Raw genomic sequence first — 15,325 nt, forward strand, 5'->3', positions numbered from 1 at the left:
GTCGCGACATGCAGTAGCGCCGCTTAATTGACCAGACTGCTTTGCGGCATGCCGATATGGAAGCCTTGCGCGTAATCGACCCCCATCTCTTGTAGAATCGTAAAAATTTCCTCGGATTCGACAAACTCACCGATAATCAAAATATCGAGTTCCTGGCACAAGCGGGAGAGATTCCGCACCAAGGCCCGGTCGATTTTGGAATTGGGTAGATTCCGCACGAAGGCGCCGTCGATCTTCACATATTCAAAATGCAGTTCGCGCAAATAATGAAAGGAGTTATAGCCGCTGCCGAAATCATCCAGCGCGAATGAAAAGCCTTTTTTGCGCAAATTGGACAAAAATTTGCCCATGTTGCTCATGTCGCCAATCGCGTCCCGCTCCAGGATTTCGAACACGATGCTGCTGGGCGGCACCTCCAGTTGATTGCATAATTCCTCGGCATAGCCCAGAATACCCCTGCCCTGTATTTCCTGCGCGGACAAATTGATAAACAGGCGCTTCGCCTCTCCCTGACTGTCGATCATGCGTTTATTGGTCTCGATCACCTTGCGCACGATGATGCGGTCAAGATGTCGACCCAAGCCGTATTTTTCGATGGTTTCGATGAACCTACCCGCGGTCGTCGCCGTGCCGTCCTTTTCGATCAGTCTAGCCACCGATTCATAGGCGAAGATCTCACCGGTCTTGCAATCGACGATCGGCTGAAAGTATGGATTGATGCGCTCTTCGTTCAAGGCGCAACGTAAATCTTCGACCAAAGAGCGGCTATCGCGCACGATCTTCTTCAAATGCGCGGCCCGGTTGAACTCGCAGACTTCGTTTTTACCCAGATCCTTGGCGCGGTACAGGGCGACATCGACGCCCGACATCATCTCCTCGACATTTTGCACATCCTGAGGATAACTAATGATGCCGATCGATGTCGTGATATGAAACGGTTTGCCTTCCGGACTCAGGAACGACAATTGCTGTAAATGGCTGCGGATTTTCTCGGCGGCGACTTTCGCACCGCTGGCGCCGGTTTCCGGCAGGATGAGGGCGAATTCATCGCCGCCCATCCGCGTCGCGATATCGCCCTTGCGCATGAACAGACAAATCGACTCGGCGATCGTTTTCAGCACCTCATCGCCCAGCGGATGACCGTAGGAATCGTTGATATCCTTGAAATCGTCGAGATCCAACAACAAAATTGAAAATTCATGCTTATGGCGTTCCGAACGGCCGACCTCGTATTCCAACATGTCATTGAAATAACGGCGATTATGGATACCGGTCAAGGGATCGTGCACCGAATAATATTCCAACTCCGACATCGTCCGGTTCAACACCTTGCTGGAGCCGACGACCATCACCATCACCGACAACAACGAACGAATGATGCTTTTTTCCTGTACCGAGAGTTCATTCGAGGTCGCAAATGCAATACCCAGCAATCCGGCAAATCCGGGTTCGTGTTCCGGCACCGCCACCGTCAGCATCTTAACCTGATTAAGCGACACGTAATTGGAATTTGCCGCAATCACGAACTCCTCTATATCCAGCGGCGCATCGGCCGGCAATTTGAGTTTGCTGATGATTTCCTGGTATAGGTGATCGCGAACTTTCTGCTTCGCCTTCTCGGAAAATTCGCCCATGTAATAACAATACAAAGACAATCCGTGTTCCTCGGCAAAGGCGATGAAAAAGAAATTAAACGGGAAAATCGCATGAAAACCGGTCAGTATCTCCTGTACGAACTGCTGCCACTGGGACACTTTTTCATGCGATAAAATGATCTTCTCCAACACCTGACTTTGCTTTTCCAGCAAGTCTTTTTCAATCAGGATCGAGGACAGGAAGCGGGTCGTCGTATTAAACTCATCCATGACCTCCTTCAAATATTTGCCGTTCTTGTGCCACTGACGCTGACGTTCGTCGACCAGCGAGTCGAAGGCGAGATCCAGATGTTGGCAGCGGTCCATCGCTTGATGCAGCTTAGCGGCAATCAACGGATCGTCGATATGCTCCAAAGAACCGACGAAATCTTCGAAGATTTCACCATGGACCCGCTTAACCAGCGTGCTGATGGTCGCGGCGAACGAGCGGGTGCGAATTTGACTTTCCAGCATCGTCGACAGCTGTCGCATCAATCGAACGCGTAGCTGATCGAGATACTGAGGCTGCTGAAATATCCCAGCCTTATTGGAACTCATGCCTGCTCCCAAGCGAAATGACCGCTGCGAGTCATCAGATCGACGCCGCATTGCAGCTGCCGAAACCATTCCAGAAAATCGGTCACCGCCTGTCCCCGGTAAACTGGACCATGCTGCGGCGCCAGCATCGTAATTTCCAGCTGCGACACCGCTTCCACCCATAGCCGCGCAGCCTTGTTGCAGACCATATAACGACGATGAAAACCCTCGATATAGGGCAAATGCGCTTCGAAATCGTCGACAAACTCATATTCAATATCGGGCGGCAACATCGCCGCGCCGATATCTCCGGTAAACAATATTTGCGAAACCGGATCGTAAGCGTTGATCTGACCTTCCGAATGAAGGAAATGGGCGGGCAACAGCTGCAAGGAAAAATCCGCGCTAATCTCACAACTCATACCGGCATCAGGCACGCCGACAAATTTTTTCATATCGGCTATGCCGTAATGCGGCAAAAAGCGCAGCCAAATATTGGAGACATAAACCGGGGCGTTGGTTAATTCCAGCCAGGTCGTCAAGCCACCGACTATATCGGGGTCCTGATGAGAAAGAATAATGGCATTGATGTTATCGGTGTCGACATAGCGGACTAGTTCCGCCAACACGCTGGGCATCACGCCAAAACCGCCCGGATCGAGCAGCACGCCTTTTTCTCCATGCAAAACCAAGTACTGATTTGAACGCACGCCCTCTTCCTCGCCGGGCTCGCTTTCGTTCAACAACACAAATTTATGTTCAGCCGAGTCAAACAATGTAATATTGCGCATAACCTCTTCCCCTCCTCTCCATAATGGTTTTCCCGCCGCAGAACGGGATTCTGAATGATATCTACGCGCAACAAGCATCTCTCGAAAGGTTCATCAAGATACCGAACCTGATAGGCCTTGAATATAAGCCCCTAGCTAAACAATGGGATTTGCCCGCATATCGTATTGAGTCGATAGCAATACACGCGACTCACAAACTTTTAATTTTCAATGTTATCAACTCGCAAATACAATGTTTTAACGTGATTAATGTGATTAACATCACATTAATCACGGTTATTTTAACTGACTGAACGACCGCTTTTACTTAACCGGCATCATTATTTACCGACAAACGCAAAACGCTCGGGGGAGCGGGTTACGTGACAACCCCGCGCGCCATCGAATTGTCAGGGAACGCTATCGCGCACCCTGACCTACCTGTTTCCCGACCCTTGATGGCATTTCCCGTAGGTTAATGGCTGCGATAAATCATCTTCGTTTATTTAGGTGCTGGGTGAACGGCGTCTTCTGGAAACGCTACCTGATAACGGCTGGTTTCTTAACCCGAACTCAGGTTAAATGCTCAAACTGGGAAACTTCAGTAAAAGTAGCCTGTCCCCTTTTCCTCCAGTCAGTTCATGACCATTTAAATCAATAACCTATTCCCTCTGATAAAATGACGCTGAATAAGGGTTTTGCATCAAGGTAACCATTAAATTCTGTTTAGCCGACTGAAAATGGTTAAATATAGCGACAAAGTTTTGTGCCCGGAAAATAATTCGGCGTCACTTTATGCACAATATAGTTTTACTGCATCGAGACTGCCGCCACGCCCTACAGGCCGTAGAACAAGCCCCACAAAACAGACATAGACCATTGATATTAATAGACATTATATGCATATCATTTTCTGGATAGTTTAACAGGCAGGTAATAAAAACCGCCCTTCAGCATCATTATGCATAGTTAATCCACAGAGTTATCCACAGGCATTGCGCCTAATCTCTGTTTATCGATTAATCGTGAGACTCAGCGCATTAAGCTTGCATCCTTATCCATGAAATGACTAAACCACAATCCGCTTCAGTAAAAGTCTGCAAAATCGCGATACCGGTGCCCCTGCATCGCCTGTTCGATTATCTGCCGCCTGACGATGTCGATTCGAGCCAGTTAAAGCCCGGCATCCGCGTCAGCGTACCGTTCGGCAAAAGTTGCAAAACCGGCGTGTTGATCGAAATCTGTCGGCACAGCGAGATACCTAACCGCCGCCTAAAGGCGATCGAAAAAGTCCTCGATGCTCAACCGCTGTTATCGCAACAGGACATGCGACTGTTGCACTGGGCCAGTCGCTATTATCACCACCCGCTCGGCGAAGTGATGGCCACCGCCTTTCCGGTCGCGCTACGCAAAGGCAAAGCGGCTCAGGGACAACATGAAAAAGCCTACTGTCTCAGCGAGAAAGGCGAATTGGTGCAACCGGAACAGCTGCAACGAGCGCCTAAACAACAAGCGATGTTGGCGTTGTTCCAACAATCTTCGACACCGCTGAACGCCGCCGCGCTCAGCGCATGGCAGCGCAACTGGCGCGGCACGCTGAAAGCACTGCGCGACAAAGAATTGGTGACGGAAACGCGACTAGCCGTCATCCCAGCGCCGCCAACGCCGGCGCAACCAACGCTGAAAGCCAATCCCCAGCAGCAACAGGCGATCGACGATATCTGCGCCGCACGGGGAGAATTCGCCGTGTTTCTATTGGAAGGCGTCACCGGCAGCGGCAAGACCGAAGTCTACATGCAGGTCATCGATCAGGTGCTGCAACAAGATTTACAGATTTTGGTGCTGCTCCCGGAAATCACGCTGACCCCGCAACTGGAACAACGTTTCCGCCAGCGCTTCGCCGCGCCCATCGTATCCAGCCATTCCAAACTGACCGATAACGAGCGCCTCAATGCCTGGCTGCAGATGCAACAGGGAACGGCCAGCATCATGCTCGGCACCCGCTCGGCCTTGTTCACGCCGTTAAAAAATCCTGGCCTGATCATCCTCGATGAAGAGCACGACAGCTCGTTCAAACAGCAGGAAGGCTTCCGTTTTTCCGCCCGCGATGTCGCCGTGGTCAGAGCCAGAAATCTGCATATCCCCATCGTACTGGGTACGGCGACGCCATCGCTGGAAAGCCTGTATAACGTCAAACAAAAACGTTACCGGCTGCTGCATCTGCCGAAACGGGCCGGCAACGCCATTGAGCCGAAGTTTCAGCTGCTGGACATCCGCAACAAGAAAATTCAGGACGGCTTGTCTGATCTGTTGATTAGCGAAATCAGAAAAACCTTGGAGAAGCAGGAACAGGTTTTGCTGTTCTTGAATCGCCGCGGTTATGCTCCGGTGCAGATGTGTCACAGTTGCGGCTACGTGTCTCGCTGTCGACGCTGCGACGCCAATATGGTGATCCACTATGATGAAAACCGCCTGCGCTGCCATCATTGCGGCGCCGAGCAAAGCCTGCCTCGGCAATGTCCGGCCTGTCAAAGCGGCGAATTGCGCTCCATCGGCCTGGGCACCGAACGCATCGAAAAAACGCTGGCCGAATTGTTCGCCGCCAACAAGGTCGTTCGTCTGGACCGCGACACCACTCAGCGCAAGGGTTCTCTGGAAAATTATCTGCAGCGAATCAATCGGGGAGATGCCGATATTATTCTCGGCACCCAGATGCTGGCCAAAGGCCATCATTTTCCCAATGTCACGCTGGCGGCTCTGCTCGACGTCGACAGCGGTTTGTTCAGCACCGACTTTCACAGTGCGGAAAAACTGGCGCAAATGATCGTTCAGGTGGCCGGAAGGGCCGGACGGGCGGAAAAACAGGGCAAGGTCATATTGCAGACCCGGCAGCCCGACCACCCTCTGCTCGTTACCCTGTTGAGCAAAGGTTATCAGGCCTTTGCCCGCACCGCATTGGAGGAGCGTCGATTGGCGTTATTGCCGCCGTTCAGTCATCAGGCCTTGTTGCGCGTCCATGCGATGAACGCCGAAGCGCCGCAGGTTTTTCTGAATGCAGTGAAAAACGTGCTCACGGCAATCAACCCCGGAAAGACGCTGGTGCTCGGCCCTGTGCCGGCGCCGATGGCGAAAAGAGCGGGACAATTTCGCTTTCAATTATTATTACAAAGCGAACAGCGCAAAGAGCTGCACAGTCTGCTGGATAGACTGATCGCGGAAATCGAACAAATACCGGAGAGTAAAAAAGTACGCTGGTCGCTGGACGTTGATCCGGTCGATCTTTATTAACCCGTATTCGGGATCACGTAACCCAAGCCCCCCGGTGCGAGGTTTGGTGGCTTGCTTCGCGAAGCCACCCTACGTTGGCTACGTTGGTGTCGTGACCGTCGGGTGGATTCGCCCGCCTTTGTACGCACAACGCCAATTTCGCCCCGTGCGCGGGGTTTGGCGGCTTGCTTCGCGAAGCCGCCCTACATATCTGCAATCAAAACCTGATACACTCTAGGTTGCTAAAATCGAACTGAGGTTTATTAGTGGTACATTTTCATGGATAATACGCGGTTATTTTGATCATTTCCACTCATTTAAAGTAATGAAATATAAGCTGGAAGGCCTGCTTGGACAGGCGCTTGAAGTTCTTAAATCAGAAGGCATTCTTGATAGAGAATTAGCACCTAAAATCAACATCGAACGGGCTCGGGACTCCCAACACGGCGATTTCGCCACCAACCTGGCGATGACCCTGGCCAAAGCGGCCAAATCCAACCCTCGGCAACTGGCGGACAAGATTGTCGCCGCGATCCCTGCCGATGCCGCCATTAACAAAATTGAAATTGCCGGTCCCGGTTTCATTAATTTTTTTATCAATCCCGACACCCAGTTCGAAATCATCAAGCAAATTCATGATGCCGGCCGCGAATTCGGCCTGAGCCGGGTGGGCGTCGGCAAGAAGGTCCAGGTCGAATTTGTCTCCGCCAATCCGACCGGTCCCTTGCATGTCGGACATGGTCGAGGCGCGGCCTATGGTTCGGCGGTCGCCGACTTGCTGGAAGCGGCCGGCTTCGACGTCGAACGCGAATATTATGTCAACGACGCCGGTCGGCAAATGGATATTCTGGCGACCAGCATCTGGCTACGTTACCTGGAAGAATGCGGCGAAATAGTGCCGTTTCCCAGCAACGGCTATCGCGGCGAATACGTCCGGGAAATCGCCTTCAAGCTGTACAAAAGCGCCGAGAACGAATATCGTCGCCCGGCGGAACTGGTGCTGGAGGATATTCCGGCCGACGAACCTCAAGGCGGCGACAAGGAAAAACATATCGACGGCTTGATCGAACGCGCCAAGACCCTGTTGGGTTATACCCAATACCGCGACCTGTTCCAAGCCGGCCTGAATGAAATCCTGGAAGACATCAAGATCGACCTGGAGGAGTTCGGCGTCAGCTATCAGCACTGGTTTTCCGAGCGCCTGCTGATGGATGACGGCTCTATTAAAAAAGCCTTGAAAAGGCTGGAGGACGGCGGCCACCTTTATGAAAAAGACGGCGCCACCTGGTTCTCCTCCAGCAAACTCGGCGATGAAAAGGACCGCGTCGTGGTGCGCGATAACGGCCAAACCACTTATTTTGCCTCCGATATCGCCTATCACATGAACAAGCTGGATCGAGGCTTCGATGAAATCATCAATATCTGGGGCGCAGATCACCATGGCTATATCCCCCGGGTCAGAGCGGCGATGCAGGCGCTAGGCGCCGATGAATCGAAACTGAAGGTATTGTTGGTGCAGTTTGCGGTATTGTACCGCGGCGCCGAGAAGGTGCAGATGTCGACCCGTTCCGGCGAATTCATCACGCTAAGACAATTACGCAACGAAGTCGGCAAAGATGCGGCGCGCTTTTTCTATGTGATGCGCAAATCCGAACAACATATGGACTTCGACCTGAAACTGGCGACCTCGAGAAGCAATGAGAACCCGGTCTATTATGTGCAGTATGCACACGCCCGGGTATGCAGCGTGTTCCGCCAATTGGATGAAAAAGGCTGGGAACGCAATCATCTGTTGGGTATGGCCAACCTGAACCTGCTGAACGAAGAACACGAGACGGCGTTGATGACGACGTTGTCCAAATATCCCGAAATGCTGGAACGCGCTGCGCTCCAACATGAACCGCATCAGCTGATTCATTATTTGCGTGAATTGGCCAATCAGTTTCACACCTATTACAACGCCCATCAGTTCCTGGTCGAAGAAGACGGCTTGCGCGACGCCCGTTTGAATTTGATTGCCGCGGTCAGACAGGTGCTGGACAATGGTTTGACTTTGCTGAAAATCAACACGCCTGAAGCGATGTAATGGCTAGAGACTACAAACACCGAGCACAACCGAAAAAGCCGGCAGCTAAAAAAGCCAGCGTCGCCTGGTGGAAATGGCTGCTGGTGGTTATGCTGATCACCCTGTTTGTCGTTTTTTTAACTTACTTACGCGATTCGGCGCCGGATCATCCAGCCAAGCCGTCGACAAAAAAGACGATTGAAACCAGCAAGGCTAAGAAAACGCCGCCGCCCAAGCCTAAACATCAGGACAACAAGGCGAAGGAGCCCCGCTACGACTTCTACACCATATTGCCGGAGGCCGAAGTCGTCGTACCCGATTACGAAATCAAAACCCGCGCCCGCGAGGAACGGGTCGGCAAGGCCAAGGCCACCCGCTATATGATCCAAGCCGGCTCATTCCGGGATTTCGCCGAAGCTGATAAGCTGCGCGCCAGACTGGCGTTGATGGGCATAGAATCACGCGTGGAAAAGGCGCGGATCGGCAATACCACCTGGAACCGCGTTAAAATGGGGCCGTTTACCCGTTCCTCGAGCGTCTCCAGTATCAAGGAACGCTTACGACAAAACGACATCGACGTCATTGTCACCGAGCAGGAAGGGTAATAAGGGTTGACTCACTCTTATCGCGCCCCTGAACGACTGCGCAGGACAGGGCTTACAACCTCCACAAAGCCTACTGTTTCGGGGAGTTATTTTGTGCATATTCCTAAGCTAACCCGGATATTTCACAAAGGCGGTTTAGTCTTTGAAATAAGTATCAAGAATCCATGCATGAGGATTAATTAGGAGTCATATTTTCCTGGCACAGTTTGTACCTGGTATGGTTTTCTGAAAAATCCGAACTAATAACGTTCGGAGCGGGCTGAATAACCCGCCCCAAACGTTTAACTTACTCTAGTGACGGTTGAATCGTTCAGGACCTCGTTGACCTGCATTTCGCATAGCGACATGTGGGCTACTTGCTTTTCGCGCCAAGGGCGGCTGCCCGTAGGAGGGCGGCGCTCCTACGCAAAGCACCGTGTTGCCTTCGAATGTGCTGAACAGCGTGAAGCGCATCAAAAACCGCTGCGCTTCCTATCGTCAGCACACCCTACCGCATCGTAGGGCGGCTTCGCGAAGCAAGCCGCCAAAAACCAGCACACGGGGCGGGTTATTTAACACACCCCATACCCTAAACCTCATCGTTATACACATCTTGTCTCGACATCGCGTTGAGCCTCATACGCAATGACGTCGGAGTAAAAAAGCTTGAGCTTTTTTAAGCAAAAGCTCAAGCTTTTGCACTCCCGGAAGCCTTCCGGCACAGAGCGCAGGAAGGCTTGTGAAGACATCCATAAACATTGAATCTCATCAATCCCCAGCGGAACGCTCACTCTTTACGCCAATCAGAATACATCTTATGAATCAATCCTGTGGCAATATAGAAATCGCATTGGTTTTATTGATTTTTTTGACTTATGTATAACGATGAGACCCTAAACCCTGCAAAAATACTCAAATATGGGAATTGCTGCGTATTTGTTGTTAATTTTCTGTTTTGCCACTCATTCATTTAATGAGGTAGCCCTGACATCAAAGCCTTTCCTTATTTGGCGCCGTTATCGCTGCTAATTAGGATTAATGCAAGACGAATAAAAATGGCGCATAATCGGCGTTAGAACATGTTGCCACAGTCGGCGCGCCTATCAAACCGGGGAAGCGTCCAATGAAACCTAAAACACCTATCAATCATACCGTTTATCGCCCCGAACTGATCGATGTCGACGGCTTCCAATCTCTGAACGAACTGGCCCTGGACATACGCTGCGCCTGGAATCATGCAACCGACGAAATATGGCGTCAGCTAGACCCCGAACAATGGGAACTGACGCATAACCCCTGGGGAATTTTACAAACGGTATCCAGAAAAAGAATAGAACAAGTGGCATCCGACCCGCAGTTCCGCCAAACCATCGCAGAACTACTGCAAAACAAGCGCCAGTTAATGGAATCGCCCGGCTGGTTTCAGCAAAACCATCCTGACCCACCGCTGAGTTGCGTCGCCTATTTCAGCATGGAGTTCATGCTGGGCGAAGCACTGCCGATATATTCCGGCGGCCTGGGCAATGTCGCCGGCGATCAGTTGAAGGCCGCCAGCGATCTCGGCGTGCCGGTAGTCGGCGTGGGTCTGCTCTATCAACAAGGCTATTTTCGTCAGCTGATCAATCAAGACGGTTCGCAGCAGGCGTTTTATCCTTATAACGATCCGGGGCAATTGCCGATCACCCCGGTGCGCGATGCCGACGGCGAATGGTTGCGTTTTAAAATCGCGCTGCCCGGCTATAATGTCTGGCTGCGGGCCTGGCAAGTCCGGGTCGGACGCACCGTTTTATACTTGCTGGACAGCAACGATGCAGCCAATTTCCCGGCCCATCAAGGCATCACCAGCGAACTCTACGGCGGCGCCCCGGAGCGCCAGGAGATGCAACTCATACGCGAGCTGGTCGGCGCGGTCTGCGGCTATGTCTACGGCGCGAACGTTTCCGACCAACGCCCGGCCTCCGACTATACCGTACGCCTCATTCCCTACCATGATGGCGTGTCAGTCCCGCTGGAAGCCCCTCATATTCTTTGGCCGCACTAACTACTCACCTCCATTTGTAGGGTGGATAAGCGGAGCGCATCCACCGGGTCGGCATCTTTGGTGGATGCGCCCTTCAGGCTATCCACCCTACACGCCCTGCCGCGTTCGATAAGTGGGGCGAGCAGTTACAGTAAAAGAAATATTTTCTCAGTATCAAGCTGAATAGCGACGGGCAGCGATAATTCGAGTCATCGACGACCTAAGTGAAAAATTGGTTATTGAAACGAGGCTGTTATGCTTTATGCTGTCTTCATGACTAAGCATGAATGCACCATGACTTCTTTAAACGGCCGACGAGGACAGCATGACTAAAATGACCGAGATTGATTTACAACAGTTGCAACAGGCGATGCTCAGTTATCTGCAAAAGCATTGGAAAATCTTTTTCGCCGAAGGCGTCTTTTTCGTGATACTCGGCACGCTGGCCGTGATCGTCCCCCATGTCTTTACAATCGGCATCACGATATTCCTGGGCTGGCTGTTGTTGCTGGCCGGCATCGTTCAGCTCATCCGAGCCGTCAGATTCATCACGATGCCCGGGTTCAGCCTTTGGTTTTTGACCGGACTGTTACAGACTGTAGTCGGTTATTTTTTAGTGATGGAACCCGCTCAGGGCAGCCTAACCCTGACCCTGCTATTAACCGTTTTTTTTGCGATAGAAGGCTTGGTAAAAACCTATCTAGCGCTGATGATGCGGCCATTGGCTCATTGGGGCTCGATGTTGTTCAGCGGCATCACCGCCTTAGTCCTGGCTATTGTCGTTTGGGCCGGATGGCCAAGCACCGGTTTATGGGTGCTCGGCCTATTATTAGGCATCAATATGATCTTCCTCGGCTGGACGCTGGTCAGAATCAGTTTGCATCATAAAACCAGCGGCGAATAAAAAGACCGATAGGATCTCTGCTGACCCGAACAGCCATTTTTTTCACCCTGAAGGTTTTCTTTGTGAGAAAATCCTGTATAATTGCGGTCGTTGAGTTGGGTGCTTAGCTCAGCTGGGAGAGCATCGCCCTTACAAGGCGAGGGTCGGGGGTTCGATCCCCTCAGCACCCACCAACTTAACCCCCTTCTTGTTCGATTCCGAACGATATCACCAACCTCCTTGTAGTTACCGTCGCCAGATAAGGACGATGCGCCTGCTAACGTCGGCAGCATCCTACTCAGTTTTCAGTGGGTTGATGCTCGCATCATCGTAACCCATTAACCTTCTTCGTGCTCGTGCTCTTTTTCGGCCATTTCCGATATCTCCTTCAGGCGAGCGACGACTTTTTCGTTGATGCTGCCTTCGGGATAATTGCCGTGCTGATCCATTTCACCGGCTTTTTGCCCCATTAACAATTCCAGAGCTTGATTGACGTTGGAAACGGCATAAATGGCGAACAAGCCCTGCTCGACCGCAGCGATCACTTCCCGTTTCAGCATCAGATTGCGCTGGTTGGATGCAGGAATGATGACCGCCTGCTGACCGTTCAGCCCTCTGGCCTGGCACAGACTGAAGAAACCTTCGATTTTCTCGTTGACGCCGCCGATGGCCTGCACCTGGCCATACTGATTGATCGAACCGGTCATCGCGAAAGCCTGCTTGATCGGAATTTTGGTCAATGCGGAAATCAGACAACAAAACTCGGCCAACGCGGCGCTGTCACCGTCGATATAGCCATAGGATTGCTCGATGGCGATACTGGCCGATATCGCCAGCGGAAACTGCTGGGCGTAACTATGACCTAAATATCCGGTCAAGATCATCACCCCCTTGGAATGAATCGATTGACCCAATTCAGCCTCGCGCTCGATATCGACGATGCCGCGCGAACCGGGATAGACGGTGGCGCTGATTCGGACCGGCGCGCCGAAGTTGCTGCCGCCGACTTCCAACACGGTAAGGCCGTTAACCTTGCCCATCGCTTCGCCTTCGGTGTCGATCAGGATCGTGCCTTCCAGTATTTCCTCCAGTATCTCTTCGGCGATGCGTCCGTTTCTGGCTTCCCGCGCGGCCAAGGCCAACTCGATATGTTGCTTGTCGATTTCCTCGGCGTCGCTGTCGGCGATCAGCAAATTGGCTTCGCCGATGATTTCAATCGAATCATTGATGCGCGCGGAAAAACGGTTCTGGCTTTCAGCCAAGCGACAGCTATGTTCGATCAGGCGTACGATGGCCCCCTTGGTCAACGATTTCGTACCCGCATCCGTTGCTTGTCGGCACATCAGCGCGCTGAACTGAGCGATCGACTCCTCGGTGCGCTTGATATAGTTGTCGAAATCGGCCAATACCCTGAACATCTCGCTAAACTCGCTGTCCAGCTCTTCCAACAGATAATAGATTTCTCGCGAGCCGACCAGAATGACTTTGACATTGAGCGGAATCACCTCAGGTTTCAACGTAATCGTGTTGATGCCCAGCTCGGAAAACGGCGACTCGATTTCGATGCGTCCGGCTTTCAGCGCGCGTTTAAGACCCTCCCAGACAAACGGATAAGTCAGCACTTTTTCCGCATCGAGTATTAGATAGCCGCCGTTGGCTCGATGCAAAGAACCCGGACAGATGCGCCGATAATTGGTAATCAAGGTGCCCTGTTCGTTGATATATTCGATGCGGCCGAACAGATTCTGATAAATCGGATGCGGTTCGTAGATGACTGGCGCGCCGCTGTCTTTTTTGCAATCGACCAGGATATTGGGCAGATACTGTTCGGTCAAAATTGCCCGCTTAGTGCTGCTATCGGTGCCGTCCTGGGTTCTGGACGGCATCAGAAAATCGCCTATCGTGCTGGACAGGTTTTTTTTCAGTTCGCCCAGATAGGTGATGACGTCGTCGATGTTCTGGTACTGCCGGTTCAGCTCTGCGAATAACGGCTCGATCGCCTGGCTGATCATATCCTTATTCAGTTGTTTGATTTCCTCGACCATGCTGCGGCGCCATTGCGGCAATTCCAGCAGCACATCGCTTAGATAATCCTCCAGCTCTTCGGTATGCTTATGGAACGCCTCGCGCTCGGGTTGCGGCAGCAGGGTAAATTGGTCCTCATCCAGCGCCTTGTTGTCGCGCACCGGCAAAAAAGTAATCGTTTCGCTATCTCGATATAACGCCACATTCATCGCGCGGGCTTTCTGATCGACCAGATCGATGGCGGCGTTATAGCGCTGATTGAAACGCCGTTCGATCGCGGTTTTTTTCTGTTGATAGGTCGGACTTTCAAACACCGCCGGAAAAGTCGCCAACAGGTTATCGATCAGTTTTTCGATATCTTTGCTGAAGCTTTGCCCTTGTCCGGCAGGCAGCTCGATAGACACCGGTTCCCGGGGGTTGTCGAAATTATCGACATAGGCGTAAGAAGACGGCGCCTCCTGCCGTTCGGCGTGACTGGTCAGGTGATCGGTAATCATCGACAGGCGGCCGGTGCCGGATTCTCCCATGACATAGATATTATAACCGGGCGACGTCATCGCCACGCCGAAGGTCAAGGCGGACTTGGCTCGCGATTGCCCTAAAATGGCATGGCCCTGACGCGGTATTGCCGGTATTTCCAGCGAATCTGCATCGACGTTTAATTTCAGTGCGTTTGCGGGCAATGGTGAATGATCAATCATCTCAATCTTTTTTGTGCATGGATAGCATATGGCGCATTTTTTCGACCTTAGTTTTCAAGTAACCCAGGTTGTCATCATGAACATCGGTCTCAATCGGAATACGTTTGCTGACGGTAATGCCCAGGCGCGTCAACTCATCGATTTTCTGCGGATTATTGGTGATCAGCGCAACCGACTTCACCTTCAGATGTTCCAACATCAGAGCGGCTATGTCGTATTGCCGTTCATCGGCCAGATGCCCGAGATGAATATTAGCGTCGACGGTATCGAGGCCCTGATCCTGCAGGTTATAGGCCTGCAGTTTTTTCAGCAAACCGATGCCGCGTCCTTCCTGACGCAAATAAATCAGAATACCGAAACCGGCTTGATCGATCAGCTGTAAAGCCATCTCTAACTGTTCGCCACAATCGCAACGACGCGAACCCAGCACATCGCCGGTAAAACATTCGGAGTGAATCCTAACCCGGACATCCTCCTTATCGCGGACATCGCCTTTTACAAACGCGATATGTTCTTTATCATCGATGCTGTTGCTGAAATAATGCAGCATGAATTCGCCGTGCGCGGTGGGAATGCGTGTTTGAACTAAATCTTCTACTGTTGCTTTCACTGCCGTATCTAAAAAACTTTAATTACGGCTATTTTACTATTGTTGATCGAAAATGTTTGATATTTATCGAAATCCGGCTTATCGTGCAGCAAACTTCGTCCGCTTGATTTATAAGAAGGGCGCAGTTAAGGCTTGATGCCGATATCCTCGCCAAACACACCCCATGCCCTTTTTGAACGCCAAAATGGGAATTGCTGACAAATACGCCTAAAGTAAGTTAAACGCTTAG

The 15,325-nt window shown here is 51.7% G+C and carries 9 protein-coding genes and 1 tRNA gene; 6 read left to right on the top strand and 4 right to left on the bottom strand.

Going from position 1 to position 15,325, the window contains the following annotated elements; all coding sequences use genetic code 11:
* Window positions 1-23: 23 nt before the first annotated feature.
* A complete protein-coding gene (locus Q9L42_RS03200; protein ID WP_305909869.1) occupies window positions 24-2,192 on the bottom strand; it encodes a putative bifunctional diguanylate cyclase/phosphodiesterase in 2,169 nt (722 codons plus the stop codon).
* A complete protein-coding gene (locus Q9L42_RS03205) occupies window positions 2,189-2,962 on the bottom strand; it encodes an MBL fold metallo-hydrolase (protein WP_305909868.1) in 774 nt (257 codons plus the stop codon). Before Q9L42_RS03205 ends, Q9L42_RS03200 begins: the two co-directional genes overlap by 4 nt.
* 1,044 nt (window positions 2,963-4,006) lie before the next feature.
* On the opposite strand from Q9L42_RS03205, the gene Q9L42_RS03210 reads away from it, so the two are divergent.
* From Q9L42_RS03210 to Q9L42_RS03235, 6 genes are all read left to right on the top strand, one after another.
* Window positions 4,007-6,229: a primosomal protein N' gene (locus Q9L42_RS03210; protein WP_349431875.1), complete on the top strand. Its 2,223-nt coding sequence runs from the start codon at window positions 4,007-4,009 to the stop codon at window positions 6,227-6,229.
* A 304-nt stretch (window positions 6,230-6,533) separates the two neighbouring features.
* Window positions 6,534-8,294 carry an arginine--tRNA ligase gene (gene argS, locus Q9L42_RS03215; protein WP_349431876.1) on the top strand — a complete coding sequence of 587 codons (1,761 nt, stop codon included), beginning with the start codon at window positions 6,534-6,536 and terminating at the stop codon, window positions 8,292-8,294.
* On the top strand, window positions 8,294-8,878 hold the full coding sequence (locus Q9L42_RS03220) for an SPOR domain-containing protein (RefSeq protein WP_305909867.1): 585 nt from the start codon (window positions 8,294-8,296) through the stop codon (window positions 8,876-8,878). The genes argS and Q9L42_RS03220 overlap by 1 nt, the downstream gene beginning before the upstream one ends.
* Before the next feature lie 1,102 nt (window positions 8,879-9,980).
* The gene (locus tag Q9L42_RS03225) at window positions 9,981-10,898 is read left to right on the top strand and encodes a DUF3417 domain-containing protein (protein WP_305909865.1); all 918 of its coding nucleotides are present in this window, start codon (window positions 9,981-9,983) and stop codon (window positions 10,896-10,898) included.
* A gap of 304 nt (window positions 10,899-11,202) precedes the next feature.
* A complete protein-coding gene (locus tag Q9L42_RS03230) occupies window positions 11,203-11,781 on the top strand; it encodes an HdeD family acid-resistance protein (protein ID WP_349431877.1) in 579 nt (192 codons plus the stop codon).
* Between the two features lie 97 nt (window positions 11,782-11,878).
* Window positions 11,879-11,954, top strand: a tRNA-Val gene (locus tag Q9L42_RS03235).
* 144 nt (window positions 11,955-12,098) lie between these two features.
* Here the strand turns inward: Q9L42_RS03235 and Q9L42_RS03240 are convergent.
* Together Q9L42_RS03240 and ribA are read right to left on the bottom strand one after the other, a co-directional pair.
* The gene (locus tag Q9L42_RS03240; protein ID WP_349431878.1) at window positions 12,099-14,486 is read right to left on the bottom strand and encodes a Lon protease family protein; all 2,388 of its coding nucleotides are present in this window, start codon (window positions 14,484-14,486) and stop codon (window positions 12,099-12,101) included.
* Between the two features lies 1 nt (window position 14,487).
* Window positions 14,488-15,096, bottom strand: a complete 609-nt coding sequence (gene ribA / locus Q9L42_RS03245; RefSeq protein WP_305909862.1) for a GTP cyclohydrolase II — start codon at window positions 15,094-15,096, stop codon at window positions 14,488-14,490.
* Window positions 15,097-15,325: the final 229 nt, after the last annotated feature.

The sequence above is a fragment of the Methylomarinum sp. Ch1-1 genome (genome assembly GCF_030717995.2).
GTDB classification, from domain to species: domain Bacteria; phylum Pseudomonadota; class Gammaproteobacteria; order Methylococcales; family Methylomonadaceae; genus Methylomarinum; species Methylomarinum roseum.

Bases quoted from the DNA above. Each gene is read 5' to 3' on its own strand.
- Q9L42_RS03200 (WP_305909869.1), bottom strand. From the start codon at position 2,192: ATGAGTTCCAATAAGGCTGGGATATTTCAGCAGCCTCAGTATCTCGAT.
- Q9L42_RS03205 (WP_305909868.1), bottom strand. From the start codon at position 2,962: ATGCGCAATATTACATTGTTTGACTCGGCTGAACATAAATTTGTGTTG.
- Q9L42_RS03210 (WP_349431875.1), top strand. From the start codon at position 4,007: ATGACTAAACCACAATCCGCTTCAGTAAAAGTCTGCAAAATCGCGATA.
- argS (WP_349431876.1), top strand. From the start codon at position 6,534: ATGAAATATAAGCTGGAAGGCCTGCTTGGACAGGCGCTTGAAGTTCTT.
- Q9L42_RS03220 (WP_305909867.1), top strand. From the start codon at position 8,294: ATGGCTAGAGACTACAAACACCGAGCACAACCGAAAAAGCCGGCAGCT.
- Q9L42_RS03225 (WP_305909865.1), top strand. From the start codon at position 9,981: ATGAAACCTAAAACACCTATCAATCATACCGTTTATCGCCCCGAACTG.
- Q9L42_RS03230 (WP_349431877.1), top strand. From the start codon at position 11,203: ATGACTAAAATGACCGAGATTGATTTACAACAGTTGCAACAGGCGATG.
- Q9L42_RS03240 (WP_349431878.1), bottom strand. From the start codon at position 14,486: ATGATTGATCATTCACCATTGCCCGCAAACGCACTGAAATTAAACGTC.